The 20432-nt window shown below is 34.6% G+C and carries 22 protein-coding genes; 11 read left to right on the top strand and 11 right to left on the bottom strand.

Annotation, left to right across the window (positions count from 1 at the left end):
• Positions 1-27 precede the first annotated feature (27 nt).
• The gene (locus D612_RS0104445; RefSeq protein ID WP_017754287.1) at positions 28-1017 is read right to left on the bottom strand and encodes a lipoate--protein ligase; all 990 of its coding nucleotides are present in this window, start codon (positions 1015-1017) and stop codon (positions 28-30) included.
• Between the two features lie 159 nt (positions 1018-1176).
• Here D612_RS0104445 and yhfH point away from each other — a divergent pair, with 159 nt between their 5' ends.
• On the top strand, positions 1177-1308 hold the full coding sequence (gene yhfH / locus D612_RS18950) for a protein YhfH (protein WP_017754286.1): 132 nt from the start codon (positions 1177-1179) through the stop codon (positions 1306-1308).
• Between the two features lie 155 nt (positions 1309-1463).
• On the opposite strand, the gene D612_RS0104435 is transcribed toward yhfH, so the two are convergent.
• Positions 1464-2492 (bottom strand): hypothetical protein, encoded by a 1029-nt coding sequence (locus D612_RS0104435; RefSeq protein WP_017754285.1) that lies wholly within the window; start codon positions 2490-2492, stop codon positions 1464-1466.
• 136 nt (positions 2493-2628) lie between these two features.
• On the opposite strand from D612_RS0104435, the gene D612_RS0104430 reads away from it, so the two are divergent.
• Complete coding sequence (locus tag D612_RS0104430; RefSeq protein ID WP_017754284.1) at positions 2629-2940, top strand: hypothetical protein; 312 nt, start codon at positions 2629-2631, stop codon at positions 2938-2940.
• Between the two features lie 34 nt (positions 2941-2974).
• Here the strand turns inward: D612_RS0104430 and hemY are convergent, their stop codons facing one another.
• The 6 genes from hemY to D612_RS0104400 form a co-directional block, all read right to left on the bottom strand.
• Positions 2975-4399, bottom strand: coding sequence for a protoporphyrinogen oxidase (gene hemY, locus D612_RS0104425; protein ID WP_017754283.1), 1425 nt, complete (start codon positions 4397-4399; stop codon positions 2975-2977).
• A gap of 2 nt (positions 4400-4401) precedes the next feature.
• Positions 4402-5343: a ferrochelatase gene (gene hemH / locus D612_RS0104420; RefSeq protein ID WP_026092392.1), complete on the bottom strand. Its 942-nt coding sequence runs from the start codon at positions 5341-5343 to the stop codon at positions 4402-4404.
• Between the two features lie 87 nt (positions 5344-5430).
• A complete protein-coding gene (gene hemE / locus D612_RS0104415) occupies positions 5431-6480 on the bottom strand; it encodes a uroporphyrinogen decarboxylase (protein WP_017754281.1) in 1050 nt (349 codons plus the stop codon).
• Positions 6481-6679: 199 nt separating this feature from the next.
• Entirely contained in the window at positions 6680-7345 is a 666-nt protein-coding gene (locus tag D612_RS0104410) for a site-2 protease family protein (protein WP_017754280.1), read from the bottom strand.
• Position 7346: 1 nt separating this feature from the next.
• A complete protein-coding gene (locus D612_RS0104405; protein ID WP_017754279.1) occupies positions 7347-8570 on the bottom strand; it encodes an ABC transporter permease in 1224 nt (407 codons plus the stop codon).
• Positions 8567-9304 carry an ABC transporter ATP-binding protein gene (locus tag D612_RS0104400; RefSeq protein ID WP_017754278.1) on the bottom strand — a complete coding sequence of 246 codons (738 nt, stop codon included), beginning with the start codon at positions 9302-9304 and terminating at the stop codon, positions 8567-8569. The genes D612_RS0104405 and D612_RS0104400 overlap by 4 nt, the downstream gene beginning before the upstream one ends.
• A 606-nt stretch (positions 9305-9910) precedes the next feature.
• Between D612_RS0104400 and D612_RS0104395 the strand changes: the two genes are divergently transcribed.
• The 5 genes from D612_RS0104395 to D612_RS0104375 all read left to right on the top strand — a co-directional run bounded on the left by D612_RS0104395 (position 9911) and on the right by D612_RS0104375 (position 13455).
• The gene (locus D612_RS0104395; RefSeq protein WP_017754277.1) at positions 9911-10336 is read left to right on the top strand and encodes an HIT family protein; all 426 of its coding nucleotides are present in this window, start codon (positions 9911-9913) and stop codon (positions 10334-10336) included.
• A 97-nt stretch (positions 10337-10433) separates the two neighbouring features.
• Positions 10434-11516 (top strand): 3-phosphoserine/phosphohydroxythreonine transaminase, encoded by a 1083-nt coding sequence (serC, locus tag D612_RS0104390; RefSeq protein ID WP_017754276.1) that lies wholly within the window; start codon positions 10434-10436, stop codon positions 11514-11516.
• A gap of 137 nt (positions 11517-11653) precedes the next feature.
• Positions 11654-12181, top strand: coding sequence for a tryptophan transporter (locus tag D612_RS0104385; RefSeq protein WP_017754275.1), 528 nt, complete (start codon positions 11654-11656; stop codon positions 12179-12181).
• 118 nt (positions 12182-12299) lie between these two features.
• On the top strand, positions 12300-12674 hold the full coding sequence (locus D612_RS0104380; RefSeq protein WP_017754274.1) for a YtxH domain-containing protein: 375 nt from the start codon (positions 12300-12302) through the stop codon (positions 12672-12674).
• A gap of 163 nt (positions 12675-12837) precedes the next feature.
• Positions 12838-13455 carry an HTH-type transcriptional regulator Hpr gene (locus D612_RS0104375; RefSeq protein ID WP_017754273.1) on the top strand — a complete coding sequence of 206 codons (618 nt, stop codon included), beginning with the start codon at positions 12838-12840 and terminating at the stop codon, positions 13453-13455.
• Between the two features lies 1 nt (position 13456).
• Here the strand turns inward: D612_RS0104375 and D612_RS0104370 are convergent, their stop codons facing one another.
• On the bottom strand, positions 13457-13795 hold the full coding sequence (locus D612_RS0104370) for a DUF1878 family protein (protein ID WP_017754272.1): 339 nt from the start codon (positions 13793-13795) through the stop codon (positions 13457-13459).
• Between the two features lie 130 nt (positions 13796-13925).
• On the opposite strand from D612_RS0104370, the gene D612_RS0104365 reads away from it, so the two are divergent.
• From D612_RS0104365 to D612_RS0104355, 3 genes are all read left to right on the top strand, one after another.
• Positions 13926-14465, top strand: a complete 540-nt coding sequence (locus D612_RS0104365) for a DUF3267 domain-containing protein (protein ID WP_017754271.1) — start codon at positions 13926-13928, stop codon at positions 14463-14465.
• A gap of 163 nt (positions 14466-14628) precedes the next feature.
• The gene (locus D612_RS19915; RefSeq protein ID WP_017754270.1) at positions 14629-14808 is read left to right on the top strand and encodes a hypothetical protein; all 180 of its coding nucleotides are present in this window, start codon (positions 14629-14631) and stop codon (positions 14806-14808) included.
• A 167-nt stretch (positions 14809-14975) separates the two neighbouring features.
• Entirely contained in the window at positions 14976-15905 is a 930-nt protein-coding gene (locus D612_RS0104355) for a peptidylprolyl isomerase (protein WP_017754269.1), read from the top strand.
• Positions 15906-15968: 63 nt separating this feature from the next.
• Here the strand turns inward: D612_RS0104355 and D612_RS0104350 are convergent, their stop codons facing one another.
• Positions 15969-16154: a sporulation YhaL family protein gene (locus D612_RS0104350; RefSeq protein ID WP_017754268.1), complete on the bottom strand. Its 186-nt coding sequence runs from the start codon at positions 16152-16154 to the stop codon at positions 15969-15971.
• A gap of 164 nt (positions 16155-16318) precedes the next feature.
• On the opposite strand from D612_RS0104350, the gene D612_RS0104345 reads away from it, so the two are divergent.
• Positions 16319-17563, top strand: a complete 1245-nt coding sequence (locus D612_RS0104345; RefSeq protein ID WP_017754267.1) for a hypothetical protein — start codon at positions 16319-16321, stop codon at positions 17561-17563.
• A gap of 134 nt (positions 17564-17697) precedes the next feature.
• On the opposite strand, the gene D612_RS0104340 is transcribed toward D612_RS0104345, so the two are convergent.
• Positions 17698-20421: an ATP-binding protein gene (locus tag D612_RS0104340; protein ID WP_017754266.1), complete on the bottom strand. Its 2724-nt coding sequence runs from the start codon at positions 20419-20421 to the stop codon at positions 17698-17700.
• Positions 20422-20432: the final 11 nt, after the last annotated feature.

The raw sequence follows: 20432 nt of genomic DNA, 5'->3' as shown, positions 1-20432 counted from the left end.
AAAACTACCTTTATAGAATAAAGGTAGTTAAAATAGAAGTTCAATAAATTCATCCTTATTAAAATCACCAAAATATTGCTGAAAATTAACACTTTCTAATGCTTTTGTGATCTCATTTTTTTCAAGGCGGCAGCCTGTTATTATCCTTTCAATATCAGTAACATCATCTATCCCAAAAAAGTCTCCATATATTTTACAGACTTCAATTCTCCCCTTATTAACGTTTAAACGTACATCAATTTGTCCAATCGAAAACCTTTTTGTTTTCTGCAAATTAAATTTAGGCGATTTGCCATAATTCCAATCCCAGTTATTATAATGGCGATCAGCAATCTGGTTTATTTGTTCCCAATCATTACTTGTTAATCGATAAACTGGAATAGGATCCTCACTGTTAAATATATATTTCAATAAGTGTTCCTTAAAGTCAGTAATCGACATTTCTTTTGATAGAAATTCACTAATATTTGCGACTCTACTTCGAATTGATTTAATCCCTTTTGATTCTATTTTATCTAATTTTACATTTAAAGCTGACACAACATTATCAATATTGGAGTTAAACATCAACGTACCGTGGCTAAACATTCTACCTTTTGTTGCAAACTGAGCATTACCAGATATTTTACGACCATTCACAACAATATCATTTCTACCGCTAAGCTCTGCATGAACACCAAGCTTATGTAAAGCCTCTATAACTGGCAAAGTAAATTTACTGAAGTTATGGAAACTATCACCATCATCCTTTGTAATAAAGCTGAAATTCAAATTGCCAAGGTCATGATAAACTGCCCCGCCACCAGAGAGACGTCTAACAACATGAATTCTATGTTCTTCAACATAATTCGCATTAATTTCCTCAATCGTATTTTGATTTTTACCAATAATAATTGATGGCTCATTTATATAAAAAAGCAAATATGATTCTTCTATATTCAAATTTTTTACTGCAAATTCCTCAATCGACAGATTTATTCTTGGATCTGTAATTCCTTCGTTATCTATAAATTTCATAGCAACATACCCCTTCAATATGATCTTATTTACTACGATAACAAAACACAAATTAAAAAGAAAATTAAAAATTTTTTAATTTTTGTATTAAAACAGTTATTGACAACTCATTTCTGTTATAATACAATAACCTTACATCAATTGTTGGAGGGATTACAAATGGTACAAAGTTCAACTGAGTTTTTCAAAACATTACCGCCTAAATATTGTTGTGATTGCGGCGCAATTATTGATGAACATGCAGAATCTTACATGAATCATTGTGATCACTGTCTTCGCGACATTAAATAATTAGTATTTAATCCAAGTAATTTTTGATGGGCATCACGTTTAATTACGTTAATAACATACACTTCTACCCCATTTGACAGTCTATATAGACTGTCCTTTTTTTATGTAAAAAAAACATAAGGCATGTAACAACGCCTTATGTGTACCAATATTTTTTATAATTTTTGAAAATTGTTACGGGCTATTGCTGCTACAACCTCTGGTGTTTTAAATGATAATGGTTCATTCTGAAGTGCTTGAAAAACATTAATATCACTTGTATTAAGCTTCCCAATTGTAATCCTTGGAATAAGATGTGCATAGACTAGCTGTCTTGCTTCTTGGTCAAGGGCTACATTTAAGGCTAAGTTAAAGCTGGCAAATCCTTGTTCTGTTAAGGTTGCAAAGATTGCCTGTAATCCTCTAGCAAAATCGGCCCAGTCTTGCTCACTAATATCATAAATAGAATGGGATTGTAAAAATACAGCTATAAAATCATTATGACTTTTAGGAGCAAATGCATGCATCCAAGCAACTTGCCCGCATTCCCCAATCCATCTTTCTCCAAGATTCTTTTCAGTATGATAAAGTGAATAATGAAAGTCGATTCCATCATTATCTTGCGAGTACTCAAGCAATTTGTTGCTTGAACGAGTTTGATAATTTGTCGGTGACTCTGATACAATCGCTTGAATATGTGGATGTAAAACGCTGCCACCAGAGTAGGGCAAGTAGTTCCAATTTATCGATGCATATTTTGCTTTAGGATCCGTTCCCTTTACATTTTGAATATACGTTTGCGCTGCTAAAAACGCATCCATAATTAATTCAGTGGTGAATTGTTCAAGCTTTATATAATGCTGATCCGAGAAAATTACGACCCCATTATGTTTACTGTAAGGAAACAGGTTAGGAAACACAACCGCCTTCCCTTGGAAAATACGCCCGTCCTTTGCCACTTCCTTTGGAAAAACTGGAGTCATATGTAATAGATTTTCCGGACAAAATGGACATTTTACTCCAATGGTCTGTTTTGCTGCTTCAGTATAATCAGGTGGTACGATAGCTGCTCCTGAGTCGAAAACTATCCGTGATGTTTCACCAGTAAGTGGATCAAAACGAACCTCTGTTTTTCGCTCAATTAAAGTACCTTTACTATCATAAAATGTAAACCACTCTTCATTTTTTTGAAATTTTATAACCATTCTCCTATCCCCTTTCGTCATGAATATATCATTTTTTGTCAACACTGTCAGTATAATGAAATTCTATTTAAAAAATCTGCTTTTGCTATACCCAATATTTTAAAAATAGTACATAATAACGGTAGGGGGAGATTGGATGGAAAACTTAGAACTAAAAAACGCAATAAAGAAATTTAAAACATTACTTAAAACCTACGAAGATATTCCAGATAATGCTTATTATTTTGCCGATTACATTCGCTACTTTTTAAAAATCAGGCCAACTTCTGATCTTAATTTGCCTACTATAGAAATAATGACAATAATCGAGAATGAAAAACCAATCATTTTTCACGAATTGAAAAAACAGGCAAGCTATAACCCTGTCTTAGATTTTGTTACTCACATCACGATTAATAAGGAAACAGCAATTAAAAATTTAAAAGAGCTTGAAAAAAAACTTAAATAAAACGAGGCTGATCGTTGTGATCAGCCTTGTTATATTATAATTCTCCCATTAAATAGGTTAACACCTTACGAACAGCCTCTTCACCCTGATCAATACAGTCTGGAACTGCTAATCCTTCATATGATGCCCCTGCCAAAAATATTCCTGGCAGGTAATTGTCCATCGCTTCTTTTATTGATTTCATACGATCCTTGTGGCCAACTGTATATTGCGGCATTCCATTATGCCATCTAGTAATAACCGTTAATTCCGGTTTCATTGTAATATCCATTGTTTTATTTAAATCCTTTAAAGCAGCTTCTATAATTTCATCATCAGACTTTGAGACAATCTCTTCATCACCAGGTTTTCCCACATAACAACGCAATAAAGCTTTACCTTTTGGTGTTGAATGTGGCCATTTTTTGTGTGTCCAAGTAACAGCAGTGATACAATAATCGCTATCACGTGATACGACAAAACCTGTACCATCAATATCTTTTTTTATGGCAGATTCAGGAAAGGCCATTGCCACATTTGCAACTGATGTAGATGGAACTGACTTAAACGGTTCGAAAAACGAATAATCAGCGAATATTTTGGCTGTTTGTTGGTGGGGAATTGTAACAACCACGCTGTCTGCAATAATATCTTCACCTGCCGATAATTGAAGCTTATATAAATCACCCAATCGTTCAACCTTTTCCACAAGAACATTTTTTTTCACACTATCTGTTTCAAGCTTTGCCTCAATACCTTGAACAAGGGACTCTAAACCACCAGATAATGATATAAACATTCCCCCTGGCTTTTTCTCGGTTTTTCCCTTTGGTTTTGGAGCCGTAGACCTTGATTGCTTCATTCCTAATACTAAGCTTCGGTATTTTTTCTCAACTTCAAAAAACTCTGGAAAAGTTGTTAGTAAACTCATTTGATCTATATCACCAGCATATATCCCTGACAAAAGCGGTTCAATTAAATGATCTACAACCTCATCACCTAATCTTCGTCTAAAGAATTTTCCTAATGATTGATCACCAGATTCACTAGATCTAGGGATTACCAAGTCTAAGCCTGCTCGTAGTTTCCCTAATGGACTAAATAGTCCTGAAAATGCAAATGGAGTAATTTTTGTCGGGATTCCCATTATTGATCCCCCCGGCATTGGATGAAGCTTATCTTTTACTAATACATATGATTTACCGGTCCCGTTTCGAACTATTTGATCTGTTAGTCCTACTTCGGCAGCGAGTCTCGAAGCACTTAATTTGCGAGCCAGCAAGGAATCAGGACCTTTTTCAATCACATAACCATTTTCAGTATAGGTTTGAATTTTTCCCCCTAAACGGTCGGAAGCTTCGATTAGAACGGTTTCTATAGGTAAGTCTTTCATTTTAATTTCCTTCTGTAAGTAGTAAGCGGTTGTAACCCCAGTTATCCCACCACCTATAATTACTACCTTCTTCTTTTGCTGCGTCACTGTTATTCGCCTACTTCACTAAGTTTTTTTGTAACAATATTGCATAAAGCTTCAATAAACTTTGGATTTGCATTTGGCATCTCTGGACGATAATAACTTGCACCAATTTTATCCGTAACCATTTTACATTCATAATCATTGTCGTATAAAACTTCCAAATGGTCACTAACAAACCCAACTGGAGCGTAAACAAACGTCGTATATCCTTTTTGTTCATAAAGATCTCTAGTTAAATCTTGTACATCTGGGCCTAGCCATGGTTCCGGTGTGTTCCCTGCACTTTGCCAACCAATTTCAACATTTGCTATACCAGCCTTGTCTGCAATTAACCTTGCCGTTTCCTCTAATTGCTGTGGATACGGGTCACCAGTCCCTAGAATTTTCTCGGGTAAACTATGTGCAGAAACTACTAGTACCGCTTTCTCCCTCTCAACCTCAGAAAATTGAGCAAATATTGCTCTAATATTTTCTGCCCAAAACTCAATAAATAAAGGCTCTTTATACCATGATTCAACACAATGAATTTTCGGCCCATCTATTTTCTCCGCTTCTTCCTGTGCTCTTGAGTTATAAGATTTCACACTAAACGTTGAAAAGTGTGGCGCTAAAACAATACTTATCGCTTCCTCTATTCCATCATTTTTCATTTCCTTCACAGCATCTTCAATAAAGGGATCAATATGCTTTAATCCTAAATACATTTTAAATTCATAATCCTCTACTATTTCATTTAACCTTGATTCAAGTGCTTCAGCTTGTTGCTTCGTAATTTTCGCTAATGGAGAAATCCCACCGATTGCCTCGTATCTTTCACGTAGTTCTTCGACCATCTCCGGAGACGGCCTTCTCCCTCTCCGTATATGGGTATAGTATCGTTCCAGATCTTCTTCCTTATTAGGGGTGCCATAAGCCATAACTAGTAGGCCTAATTTCTTTTTAGTCATTCTGTCACCTCAAATTTTATAGTTCACTTACTAGTTTAAAGTCGTGCGAAAAAACTCCCGCACGACTTTAATAGTATTATATCCAACTTATCTAGCAAGCTTTTCTGCCGAATAGTCATGAATAAACTTTGTTAAACGTTGTAATGTTTCCACCTTAACATCTGGGAATACACCATGACCAAGATTAAAAATATAACCTAGCTGTGCCATACCTTGATCAAGGATTTCTATTACTCTTTTCTCAATAACATCCCACGGGGCTAACAATATAGCAGGATCCAAGTTACCTTGTATAGTCTTTGTAATACCGATTTTTCTCGCTTCTGAAATTGGTAAGCGCCAATCCAAACCAACAACGTCAAGCGGAAGATCTTGCCACTCTAATGCTAAATGACTAGCTCCTACTCCAAACATAATAAGTGGTACATTTTTCTCACGAAGCTCCGAAAAAATTCGAGTCATTACTGGTTTAATAAATGTTCGGTAATCAGCAACATTCAACGCACCTACCCAAGAATCGAAAATTTGAATAGCTTTTGCTCCTGCATCAATTTGTGATTTTACGTAAGTGATTGTCATTGAACCTAGCTTGTCCATTAACTTAAACCAAGCTTCTGGTTGTGAATACATAAAAGCTTTCGTTTTATTATAATTTTTAGAAGGACCACCTTCAATCATATAGCTTGCTAACGTAAAAGGTGCACCCGCAAAGCCAATTAACGGCACATTTAATTGTTCATTCACGAGAAGTTTTATTGTATTTAATACATACGGAACATCTTGTTCCGGATTAATCTCACCAAGCTTCTCAACATCTTCAATTGAACGAACAGGATTTGAAATAACCGGGCCAATCCCTGCCTTAATGTCGACATCAACCCCAATTGAAGGTAGTGGAGACATGATATCCTTATACAAAATCGCGGCATCTACACCATGTTGTTCAACAGGCAGTCTTGTCACATATGCACATAGCTCTGGCTGATGGGTAATCTCAAACAAAGAGTATTTCTCCTTAAGAGCCCGATACTCCGGCTGCGAACGCCCAGCTTGGCGCATATACCAACAAGGAACATAATCAGTTTTTTCACCTCTTGCTGCTTTCAAAAATGTATCGTTAATTTCGCGATTACTCATTAATTGCTCCAACACCTTTCCTTAATTCCTACTATTAATATTTTTAACATAGCCTTTTGATATAGAAATTTAACGACTATGATTCCACTATTTATAACTATAATTCCACAACTACAACTATAATCTAATTTAGCGTTTTATGTATACATCCATTAAGAAACTGTCATAAAATTGTCTTAAAGGTTTTACATGTTTTCAATTAAAATACTTGTAAAAATAATTGGTCAAATGCTTCAAAGACAAACGGAATGACAACATTAAAAATAGGTGTTATCGTGTATTGATCCAAAGGTGTAATGACCAAAATTAAAAATAGCAAAATACCATAGTTTTCATATTGAGTTAATTTTGCTCTAATATTATGGGGTGTGAGATCCTCTATCATCCGATACCCATCAAGAGGTGGAAATGGTAACAAATTAAACACACATAATATAATATTCAGCAAAATAAACAAATTAAAAAATTGATATAACGTATTTTCAATTGATTCCGGGACTAGCCCCATTACACCAGTGGCAACCATTCCATACCAGATTAAAAAACCAACAATTACAAGGACTAAATTACTTAGAGGTCCAGCTAACGATACTAAAACTCCTGCTAAGCGTGGGTTTTTAAAATGAAAACGGTTAACAGGAACAGGCTTTGCCCATCCGAAACCCGCAATAAAAATCATAATTGTACCAAATACGTCCAAATGAGCTAACGGCGATAAAGTTAGCCGTCCTTGATTTTTTGCTGTTGGATCACCAAATCGATAAGCTACATAGGCATGTGCAAATTCATGAACCGAAAAGGCAATCGCAAGGACAATAATTAATAAAGGTATATCTTCTAAAGGAAAAGCTAAAAATCGTTCCATTTTATTCATCCTTAGTAATTGCTAATTTATTTTTAACATAGGAGAAAACAAAATAATATGTAAACAAAAGTCCAATGCCAATTGCTAAAAATGCTAAAAGAAAATCACCTGTTACTAAAATAACGAAAGCGAGAAGGAAGCATTTTACTACTAACAATTCAAATAGCATTTTCAAAAAATTGCTTCTCCTTATCTCTGCGGAAATCGGGTATAGATCCATCCAGATTTTCGTAGAGTGATGGCGTGCTAACGTTAATAACTGAAAGCCTGATAAATAAATAAATAGCATAAGCACAGCCAGTTTACTAATAACTAAAGGCAAGAAATATAGAAGTATAGCACCAATAACTAATAAACGAACATAAATTCCAAAATAATCGCTTGAACGAATAAATGTCCGATAATAAAGGTATGAAAACGTAGCACTTTGCTCAAAGGGCAATCTATTTGCAATCCAATCAAGATAATGTCTCTTTTTTACACGCTCTTTATATTTCGGAACATCTGTAAACATATTTGCAATTCGATAGAACGTCATCATTCGTTGTGCTTCAAGCTCAATAAGACACTCCCATTTTAGACCTTTTCCTTTGGTCGCAAATAAAAAGTAGACTAATAACGCAATAAATAAAGTCCCAATTGCAGCAGGAAAAATCCAAGAAGCACCGCTTACTAGTAAATAAACAAGAGAAACATTTAATGTGAAGCGAATAAGCTTGTCAAAGCGACCCGTTTTCATATCAGGAAAAAATTGAATGTACCATCTAACCATTATATTAATTCCTTTTAAAATGACAAAAATTAACATAAGGATTAAATATTCCGATATAGATGTTCCTTCCTTATGAAAATACAACGGTCCGAGGGCGGCCACTGTAAAAACAAGAATGTAAAAATGAAACAGAAAAGATAATGCTAGGGAACGATTAAAATAGGACTTTAATTGTGTTTCGATAGGCAAAAGAAAAACTATATCAGCTTCCTTAAGAAAGGTTAAAATTGAACTCCCCGTTAATACAAACCCGATAATTAAAGCAAGTATTATTTCAATTGGAAAGGTTTGTGGCATTGTTTTCAGCCAGCTTTGGTAATAATAAGCCCCCCCGCCGATTGCAAAAATTAAAACAAACTTGAAATGGTCATTAAAAATCAGCTTTAAATATCGCCTAGTTTCCTTTACATACAATTGAAACCTTGTTTTCCATAGTTTATTTACATCAATCATGAGTCTTCCCTCGTTAATTGTATATATAAATCATCCAAAGAAGCCCCTGGTAACCCAAATTCTGCTCGCAAATCATCTATTGTCCCATGTGCTTTAATTTTACCATCATGAAGAATAATAAAACGATCACAATATTTTTCCGCAGTAGATAGTATATGTGTTGACATTAAAATCCCTGCCCCATTCTCCTTTGACTTTTCCATCATCGTGAGAAATGACTGTATTCCAACAGGATCCAATCCAACAAAAGGCTCATCTACGATATAAAGATTTGGACGTACCAAAAATGCACACATAATCATGACCTTTTGACGCATCCCTTTTGAAAAATGAACTGGAAACCACTTTAACCGTTTTTCCATACGAAATTCTTTTAGTAACGATTCCAATCTGTTTTCAAAATCCACTTTATTAATTCCGTAAGCCATAGCTGTTAGTTCCAGATGCTCGTATAAAGTTAGTTCATCATAAAGGATTGGTGTTTCCGGAATATATGTAAACTGACGCCGATATTCATCGGGATTTTGCTTAAATGTAGAGCCATTAATCTTAACTGAACCACTTCTAGGCTCCATTAAACCAATAATGTGCTTTATTGTTGTACTTTTTCCGGCACCATTTAAGCCGATTAATGCAACTATTTCATTCCGATTCACTTCAAGTGATACATCCTGAATAACCGGCTTTTTTGTGTATCCACCTGTTACGTTCGATATTTCAAGTAGTTTGGTCATATTAATTTCTCCCTACTATATTAAACATTATTAATAACCATGTAGTTAAACTAACCCAACCGTTGATTTTACATCTTATATTGTATGGTACAACGAGTGGCACTTTTCATTTTAACAAATTTTTCTTAAACAAGACACTTTTGAATGACGTATAGAAACATTTAAACAGGTAATCATAATAGAGAAGAGGAGAGTGAAATAAGGTTAGCAGTTAATCATTAAGGGAGATGATGGCGATGAACAATCTAAGTGGTGATTCAGTAACGTCATTTTAACCGAAATGAGGTGTCTGTTAAAGACAACTAACCGCTTTAAACGTTGCATAAAACTTTTTAACCACTTTCTTAAATGGGGTGTTGACGATCGGTATTTAACTGATGTATACACTATTCCTTAGAAAATGGGGTGTCTGTTAAAGACAATTTACAGTTTTAGACGCAACCGATAGGCTGACTCTCTTCCTCTTTGTTAGACAGGGTGTTCCTCGCGGGCACTCTGTCTTTCTCTTTTCATTATCACTGGCCCTTGTTTTCACATTTGTTTTTCAAGCTCAGGATAATTCTGTATAATAAAGGCTAGAAAAATTTTCTTGAGAGGATGAAGATTATGTCAGATTGTATCTTTTGCAAAATAGTGAACGGTGAAATACCTTCAATAAAGGTGTATGAGGATGAAAATGTACTAGCCTTCTTAGATATTTCACAAGTTACAAAGGGCCATACATTGTTAATTCCAAAAACTCATAATGAGAACCTTTATGACCTATCTTCAGAAATGGCTCAACATCTTTTTGCAGTTGTTCCGAAATTAGCAAATGCAATGAAAGACCAATTAAAGCTCGGAGGACTTAATTTAGTTAGCAATACCGGTGAAAAAGCAGGGCAAGAGGTCTTTCATCTCCATCTTCACCTCATTCCACGTTATGGTAAAGGTGATGGCTTTGGTTCTGTTTGGAAAAAACATGATTCTGAGTATACAAAAGAAGATCTCCAAGCAATTGCAAATACAATTGCAGCAGGACTTGAAAAATAAGTTGAATATTAAAAAAATATTCGCCACTTTTCAGCAAAAAGTGATAGGATAATAGTATTCATAATGAGTACACATTTTTGAGGAGGAAATCATTATTATGAAACGCGCTTATAATTTTAACGCAGGACCTTCTGCATTGCCTTATGAAGTTCTGCAAACAGCCCAAGCAGAATTGCTTGATTTTAAAGGGTCTGGCATGTCCGTTATGGAGCTTAGTCACCGTAGTAAAGAATATGATGCAGTTCATGAGGAAGCGCAAGCTTTATTAAGAGAGCTATTAGCAATTCCTAATAATTATGATGTTTTATTTTTGCAAGGTGGCGCTAGCCTACAGTTTTCAATGGTTCCAATGAACTTTCTAGGGGATGATCAAGTTGCCAACTATGTATTAACTGGCTCTTGGTCGGATAAAGCTCTTAAAGAAGCAAAAAAAGTTGGACAAACTCATATCGCTGCCAGCACAAAAGAATCAAAATACCGTTCTATCCCTAGCATCGAAGAAATTAAATTAAGTAACAATCCTGCTTATTTACACATTACATCAAATAACACAATATACGGGACACAGTGGCATGACTTTCCATCATTTGAAAATGTAGATTTAATTGCAGATATGTCAAGTGATATACTAAGCCGTCAATTTGATGTTGAAAAGTTCTCATTATTTTACGCAGGTGCCCAAAAAAATCTTGGGCCATCAGGCGTTACCGTTGTTGTCTTGAAAAAGGACTTGCTCGCACGAATTCCTGAAAACCTTGCTACAATGCTTGACTATCGTACCCATGTAGATAGTAATTCATTGTATAATACTCCACCTACATTTGGTATTTATATGTTATCACTAGTACTAAATTGGGTAAAATCGCAAGGTGGAGTTGCAAAAATCCAAGCATTGAATGAGCAAAAAGCTTCACTATTATATAATACAATCGATGAAAGCAATGGTTTTTACTCTGCCCACGCATTAGTAGGAAGCCGTTCAAATATGAATGTTACGTTCACATTACCAAATGAGGATTTGACGAAAGCATTTTTAGCTGAGGCAAAACAAGCAGGCTTTGTCGGACTAGGTGGACACCGTTCAATTGGTGGATGCCGTGCATCAATTTATAATGCCGTTCCACTAGAAACATGCGAAGCATTACGTGATTTTATGATTTCGTTTAAAGCAAAAAATTAATTTTTTACAAAATTAATATAATTACTCTTTTAAAATATTAAATAATTTGTTACAATAACAATTAACTTTTGCAATAGGTCGCAAGGACACTATTGAAAAGTTAATAAAAGCCTAGATTAGTAGAGGAGAGATGAGAAATGAACACAAAAATACTTGTATCATTAGCAATGTTAGTCGGAATCGGAGCGGTGCTCCATGCGGTAATGCCACCAATCTTTTTAGGGATGAAGCCGGATATGCTTCTAGTCATGATGTTTCTTGGAATTGTCTTATTCCCAGAAAAGAAGAATGTTTTTGTATTAGCATTAGCAACCGGTATTGTATCTGCCTTAACAACAAGCTTCCCAGGCGGCCAAGTTGCCAATATGATTGATAAACCGATTACTGCATTTTTATTTTTTGCACTTTTCCTTGCTGTTAAGAAGTTTAATAATTCTGTTTTCTCAGCAAGTATCTTAACAATAATTGGGACAATTATAAGCGGTTCAGTATTTTTAGGTGCTGCCCTAGTACTGTTTGGATTACCAGGCGGGGCATCCTTTATGGCACTTTTCACAGCCGTAGTATTACCAGCAACAGCCTTTAATACTGTTGCGATGATAATTGTTTATCCAATCGTTCAATCTATCTTGAAACGAACAAAGATTGCAATTCCTCAACAATAATAGTGCAAACGGCTGTCTCAAACCTATGGGACAGCCACTATTTTTTTAAACATATTTTTTACATGATAATTATTTTTCTTTATAATATTAGTAGTATCCTATTTAGGAGTTGATACATATGGCAAGAGGCAAATCACTATTCCTAGGTTTATTCGTTGGCACAATTGCTGGAGCTGCTACTGTCATGCTAACTACACCAAAAAACGGTAACGAGATAAGGCAAATAGTTAAGCAAAACAGCACAAAAGTTATTGAAGCGATCGACAACCTAAAAAGTGAGTCGATTAAATTAAAAAATCAAATTAATAATGCTTCAATGGAAAGTATTACTATACTAAAAGATTTTTCCAAAGATGTTAAAACCTCTGTCCAAGCTTGGAAGGATGACATTGAACCAAATCAGACACGGATAGTGGACGAGCTAAAAAATATTGAAGAATCAATTAAAGAATTAGAAATATTAACAAAAAAGAGAGAAGCAGGGCCAAATTAAGGTCCTGTTTTATTATTTAACCAAAAGTTTATTAAAAATTTAATAATTTTCTGAATTTAGGCAAAAAATACTCTTTATCTTTTGAACAATTATTGGCATAATAGAAGAATAATAAAATTAGATTTCTAATATAATCATTTTTTAAAAAAGCGGGTGAGGAAAAATGAACACGGATGAACGTTCTTATTCTTTAAAGGAAGCTATCCTTTTCAGTCAGAAAGTTGGGCAGCTTAGTAAGGCGTTATGGAAGTCGATCGAAAAAGATTGGCAAAATTGGATTAAGCCATTTGATCTTAATATCAATGAGCATCACATTCTTTGGATCGCTTATCATCTTAAGGGGGCATCGATCTCTGAAATTGCAAAATTTGGGGTCATGCATGTATCAACTGCCTTTAATTTTTCAAAAAAATTAGAGGAAAGAGGATTGTTAACATTCTCAAAGAAGGAAGATGATAAAAGAAATACGTACGTTGAACTAACAGATGCAGGAGAAAAAATTTTATTACGTACAATGGAACACTATGATCCTGAAGGAAATGCAGCTTACAAAGCTGCTAGCCCACTTCGAGAACTTTACGGGAAGTTTCCTGAAATGGTGGAGTTTAGTTGTATAGTCCGCAACATCTATGGTGATGATTTCATGCAGATCTTTGAACGATCATTTGATAACATTAATGCGGAATTCACTGAAGAGAATGGTCATTTAGTAAAAAAGGAACCAGTTCAAGTACAACAGCAGCCAATAGAAGAGATTATAAAAGAGCCAGTTAGTTCATAACTTATTGGCAATCAAATGACTTCTCAAGTTCTTCCATCAACGACCGATATAGATTTTGCTTTAAAAATGCATTTATTGTTTCTTTTGGTTCTAACTTTGGATTAAGCAATCGAATAAACTCAGTGAGGAGCGGTGTGAAATAAACAAAACCCTCCTCTTTTTGTGTTTCAAGTTTTAGAGTGAGCTCATCACACAGACTAAAAAGTTCAGCTGCATCCACCTCTGAAAGATCTTTTTTAACAAATAACTCATAGACCGGGTAGTTTTGATTTTCAATCATTTTTAACAGTAGCCTTTGGTGATATTCTATTTTTTTTATACGGCACAATAAATCTTCCATTTTATCGCTCTTCCCCACGTTTAAATGTTAAATTTCATTATTTCTATTGATTTTTCACATAAAAAATAATATGGTATGAAAGTAACTTAAACACGACCCAGGTCTTTGATATCTTATGAGGTGTTATTTAATGAATTGTTGGAAAACCATCAATCTATCTCGCGATTTAGGAGATCGCCGGATTGCTATTTTTTCATTTCTAGTAGCTTTAGCTTCCTTTATTATTATGTACCTTTCACTAAGTATTATAAACGATTCAATCCCATTGAACGATGACCGAATATTTTTATTTATTATTAGCTTATTCATTGTGACCCCGCTGCACAATGTTAGCTATGCAATCCCTGCTTGGCTAACATTTAAAAAAGCGAAAATACAAATTATCAGAAACCCATACGTAGTTTTATATTTCACGATAAAATATATTGACTCAATTCCTAAATCGTTAAAAATTCTATCAATTTTAGCACCAACATTTTTTATTACAATACCGCTGATTATTTGCGCTCTTATTTATCCGAGCTATATGCATTATTTTACCATGACTACTGCGGTAAATATCGGCTTATCAGTCGTTGACTTTATTTATTTAACTGTTCTAATTCGTGCACCTAAGAAATGTTACATTGATCATTACAATCAATCATTTGATATATTAATTAAAGGTTGACCATTTTAAATGTCTGGCTACGTTTTAAGACAACTAGTGGCAACCTTTTTCCTTACCTTTCCAATTACTATCTTTTTACATTCATGTTTAGTAATGGTAATATCATATAATAAATACAAAAATAATAAAAACTATTATTACATTGTAAAGGGGGAATCTCAATTTGGTAGTACTTCTCATTGTATTTGCAATTTTTTATTTATATAAAATTAATTCGATGACCAGCTCTTTATGTTCGCAGAAAGAGATTCCTGATGACCGCCAGCCTCAGGTTTTTCGTACGATAAATATACTTATTACAATTTTATTAATTTCGACTTATGTCGAGATCCTATTTGCTTAATTGAAGGGCTTCCGCGCATGGGAGCTTTTTTGATTTATTTAAGTATTTCAAAAGGAAATATTTTTATCTTATCTCAAAATGTGTTATAGTATCTTTTGTGTCCAATTAGATCATCTTCTTTTTCAAGAAAAGAGACAGACAATAATTATTTAGGAGTTGTCATAACAATGAAAAAATGGGTTCTTTCAATAACAGCTGCTACATTGATTTTCGGACTAGCAGCATGTAATGGTAATAATTCAGAGTCAGAAGTGGTTGTCGAAACTAATGCCGGTAACATTACAGAAAATGAATTATACGAAAAACTAAAAAATCAATATGGAGATATGGTCCTTTATGAAATGGTTCTAACGAAAGTATTGTCCACTAAATATGGTGTTACCGAAGAAGATATTGATGCGGAGCTTGCTAAAGTTAAGGAACAATATGGGGACCAATTTGAAGTATACCTTTCTATGACTGGAGTCAAGGATGAAGCGGCATATAAAGATACCCTTCGAATGCAAGTAGTTCAAGATAAAGCGTTAGCCTCCTATATAGAAATTCCTGAAGAAGAAATGAAAAAACGTTACGAAGAAATGAAACCAGAAATAAAAGCAAGTCATATTTTAATTAAAGATGAGAATAAAGCGAAAGAGATTCTAGCAAAGGTACAAGCAGGTGAAGACTTTGCAGCACTTGCTACAGAAAATTCTGAAGATACAGCTTCTGCAGTTAATGGTGGTGACCTCGGTTATTTTGGCCCTGGTATGATGACTAAACCTTTTGAGGAAGCCGCTTATGCGTTAGAAGTAGGTGGAATTAGTGACCTTGTAAAATCTGAGTTTGGTTATCACATAATTAAGCTAACAGATCGAAAAGACTTAGAGCCATATGAAGAGAAAAAGGAAGAAATACGACAAGAAATAATTCAAGAAAAAGTTGAAAAAGATCCAACAACCATTCAAGAAAAAGTTAAGAATGATTTAAAGGAAGCAAATATTAAAGTTAATGATGAGGACCTACAAGGTATCTTTGACTTCATTAATGACAGCAGTGAGCAAGCAGCTCCTGATGAAGCGCAAGATTCAGCTGAATCAACCGAACAACAAAAGTAAACTTGTAATGAATGATGCAAATCAGAAAAAAGCCGTTACATTTTCCCATGTAACGGTTTATTTTTATAATCTTGGCAGCTGCCTTCTTCGCTCTCTTTCCTGCTTCATTCGTTCAATATAAACTTCCCCTTCTTTTTCTATAAAACTTTGATCAATCTCTTGATCCTTTCGGACTGATTTAATCATCATATAGGCACTAAAAACTATTCCAGCTAATACGAAGTAAATCCACCATGGTAATGAAAGCATACCTGTCACTCCCTTTTAACTATTTTTCCATTGTTTAGACAAGTTATATATTGATAAAATATGATAGTTTCAAAGAAAATATGCGTGATTCCTTTACAAAAAAACTATATAGTAGAAGATACAATACTTACCTAGTCACATTTTAAAAGATAGGAGTGTTATACATGTCATCCGTAAGAAATGACAAATATTTTTATGATTTTATTCCTGTTCAAATCAACATTTCTGAACAAGACTATACTTCAATACTAGATAAGTTTCCACCACCAATATTGGAAGAGCGCTATGAAACATTTAATCTTGATAATGAGGTTAGTGGTAATGATATTAAAGCAACGCTCCTACTAAATGAATTCTCAATAGAAAAAACGAAAACAGATAAACAATACGTAAAGCTCAAGTTTTGTAATTGTAACGGTATTATAAATGCGAAAATTTGGGACAATGACGGTACATTAGAACGCTATATTCCAATGCTTGAAGAGTACAGTTTATTTGATGTGAATGGAAGAGTAGAAGATTATCGAGGTCATAAATCAATTACAATCTTTCGAATGAACCCATGTAATGAAGCTATAAACCCTTCTACCTTAATAGCTAGTACGAAACAGGACGTTAAACAACTTACTGTTGAGCTCTTTAGTTACTTATCTGAACTAACATCCCCTTATCAAGAAATTGCTCTCACAGCAATGGAACATTTTTGGGAACAATTTCGCATCAGACCGGCAGCAAAAGGCTTCCATCATAATTATTTAGGTGGATTATTAAAACATACCGTTGGTTTAATGCGTATTTCTAGGTATATTTTGAAGTTTGAAGAAAACGTATTCCAAGCTATTTTAAAGCTAATTCATCGGATTGAGAAAGCCCATAAAGATGAACTTTGGGCCAATTTACTTTCTGATCGACCTGGGTCTAGCCAACATTCTTTTACCTGGAAGGATACAATTGACCATCTTTATACAATGTTTTACGGAATGGCGAAGCACAAAGATAAAAAGCCTAATTATGATTTATTAATGGTAAGTATTCTTTTCCATGATATTGGTAAGCTTTTGGAATATGATCATGCCGGAAAGGGCTTTGAAGAATTTAGTTTTTTATTTCCAACCGCTGATACCTCATCGCTATTAAATCGAAAACAAACCGGGATTATTATGGATGAGCTTGGTGTTATGGTTGGACACATACCATATGGTGTTCTATTATTAGCAAAAATAATTGAAACAAAGGGGATTTCTGTAACAATTGAGGACATACACCATATGAGCCATTGTATTCTCTGTCACCACGGCTTGCCTGAATGGGGAGCTTGTGTAAAAAATCCACAAACGTTAGAGGGATTTTTAATTCATTTTGTCGACTTTCTCGACAGTCGCTATGAAAATACAGAACAAATTAAATAAAGAACAAAAAGCGGAAAGCGTCTTGGTCAGCTCTGACAGAAAAGCACTGGCGTTGCGACAGCCTGTCGCTACGCCAGTACTAACATCATCACACTTAAAATCACCATTAAGAAATCATCAAACAGCTCTATTAATTATTTTAAATAAATGATATTTTCATTTTCGAAAAACTTTATAGCATGTTCGTGACAAGAAAAAAATAATACTTGATGATTATAGTCCGTTGAAATTTTACGAATAAGCTCAAACGCCCGCTCTGCTCGCTCCCTATCAAAGTTCACAAAACTGTCGTCAATAATGAGCGGCAATGGTGACGGGGAATTATGATGAATTGCCAATGCTAAGCGAATGGCTAAATAAAGCTGTTCTTTTGTAGCTTGACTCAATTCGCCCGGTTTAAAACGAATTCCGTCTGCCCGCTCAACTGTAAAACCAGTATCCTCTGTCGGTGCATAAATCTGAATATAGCGGCCAAAAGTCAAAAACGAGAAGAAATGTTGTGCCTTTTCAATAACATGTGGTAACCGTACCTCTCGGTAGAAATTTTTCGTTTTTTCAATAAGATCTTTCGCTACCTGTAATATTGCCCATTGTCCTGCAACCGTTTGGAAAGCAGACTTTTCAATTTCATATTTATGAGTTAGCTCCGAATAGGCTGCTCCCTCTTCCAATGCTTTTAGATCTGCACCTATTTCAGCAATTTTTAAATCATTATTCCTAATTAGACCATGTAGCATTTCGGTCTCTTTTCCTACCTGTTTCATCAACTCTTCATAGTTGAAATTTTCATTTTCAACCTCGTTAATATAATTTTTTTCCCCATCTTTTAAAATTACTTTTATATGGCTTTCTGTCGCTTTCAGCTTACCCGCGATCTCTTCATATTCTCCAGCAGCCTTCCCTTTTTTTCTATAATCCTCTTCATTATCTACCATCGCACCAGCAAAAAGTTCCTTTATAGACAACTCATACTCTTCTATTTGTTTTTGTATCCGTGAGCTTTCATCGAGTAAATCTTGATGCTTCTCGATTAACCTATTCTTTTGAAATTTTAATTCTTTTTCTCTCTCCACCGTTGTGATCATCTCTATTAGAGCTTGAGTCGATGCTTCTCCCGTAAGTTGAAATAGCTCCATTTGCTTTGAGATTTGCGAGTAAAATTGTACAATCTCACTCTTAACTTTTACCAGCTCAGTTAATAACTGATTTTTTGAACGTAGACGCTTTTTTAAATCCTCCAGTAATTCAAAAGAAGTTACCAATTGATTCCCCGATAGATTATTCGGAAGGCTGTATTTAGTACATAATAGTGCCAAGTCTTTTTTTAACAGGTGCCGATCATCTTCAAGTACTTCAAATTGCTTCATAATACCTTCAAATAATTGTTGTTTTTGCTGTAAAATGATTTTTTCCCTCTCTAATTGCTGTCTTGCTTTCGAATTATTCATAACACTATAAAAACTAAATGCTATTATAAACGCAATTATGAAAAGAAGTGGGTAGAGACTTTGAGTTAATAGCCATGCACCAATCCCTAATAAGGTTATGACCGCTGACAAAAGCATCCCAAGTTTTTTATGATTGGTACCGCTACCACGTTTTAAATGGGTAATCGCTAGCTCAGTTTTTTCGAGCTCTAGTTTTGCATTTCTAAATTGTTCGTCTAAAAATTTCTGCTGCTCGTCAAGTCTTTCTTGTTTTGTCGCCAGTTCTTTTATCTGCTGTTTGACTATCAAACTAGTATCAGCCGCTTGAATTCTTTCCTCTGTGTAAGTAGTACCTAGCTTCTCCATCAAGGATGTTATTTCAGATAACTCATGCTTGAGCGTAGCATTTATTTCCTCAACCTTTTTTTCCTGCATTTCGCATAACTTTTGTTTTTCTTTTAAAGCGTATAAAGTTTCCTCATTGTCAAGATAAGTTTGATTAAAGGAAATGTCCGCCAACCTTTTTTCAATTTCGGTTATTTTTTCAGTTACAGACTCAGACTGACCCTTTAGTGGCTTTACTTGAAATTGAAGCTCTTTCAGCCTGTTTAATCCATCTATTGGAAAAGGCTGATAATTGCTTAGTTGTCCAAGTTGTATTTGCAACCTTTTCCGTTCTTCAACATAAGGCTTCAGCATTCGTTTTTTTTCATATTCCTTTATGAATGCTGCGTTTTCTATTACTTTTTTGTTGAGCTTCTCGGTCTCTATAAGTAAGCTATTACGTGCTTTGACATAGCTATTGTATTCATCCATTTTATATGTCCAATTATGAAGTCGCTCACGAAGCTTGATTAAACCCGTTATTTTTTCATTTAGGGTAGGCTTTTGCCCATTCGGTTTATATAAATCATCTAGTTGTTTATTTATCTTTTTCTCGAAGTCAAATAATGAATGGCTTCCGTAAGCTCCAGCCGAAAACAAATAACGGCTTAATTCAGCCGCATTCACCGCCTCTATTTCTTGCAATCCCTTAAAGCTAAAGGAATAAATAGCTAAATACAATGAACGATTTAGACCATTTAAAAGCGACCTTAATACTTCCTCATCACCTGCTAAGCCTTTATTGTCATATACTTTTACTTCTCCGACTGCCCTACCGGCTATCCGTTCAATGGTAATTGTTCTATCTTTATGTACTTGTAATAGTAACTTGCCACCGTATTTTCCACCTTTTTTGGGCTCAAAGCGATTTTCATTACTTTGTTTCGTCGGAAACCCGAATAATATAGCGTGAATAAATGAGATAATCGTCGTTTTCCCTGCCTCATTATATCCATAAAAAATATGGGCTTTCTTACTATTATTTAAATGAAATACCCTGTCTTCAAATTGACCAAAACCATATATATCGATGGATAGTATTTTCATTTTTCCTTCAC

Origin of the sequence: Calidifontibacillus oryziterrae, from assembly GCF_000331575.1 — a bacterium.
GTDB classification, from domain to species: domain Bacteria; phylum Bacillota; class Bacilli; order Bacillales; family Bacillaceae_J; genus Calidifontibacillus_A; species Calidifontibacillus_A oryziterrae.
This window is presented reverse-complemented; position numbering and strand designations above follow the sequence as displayed.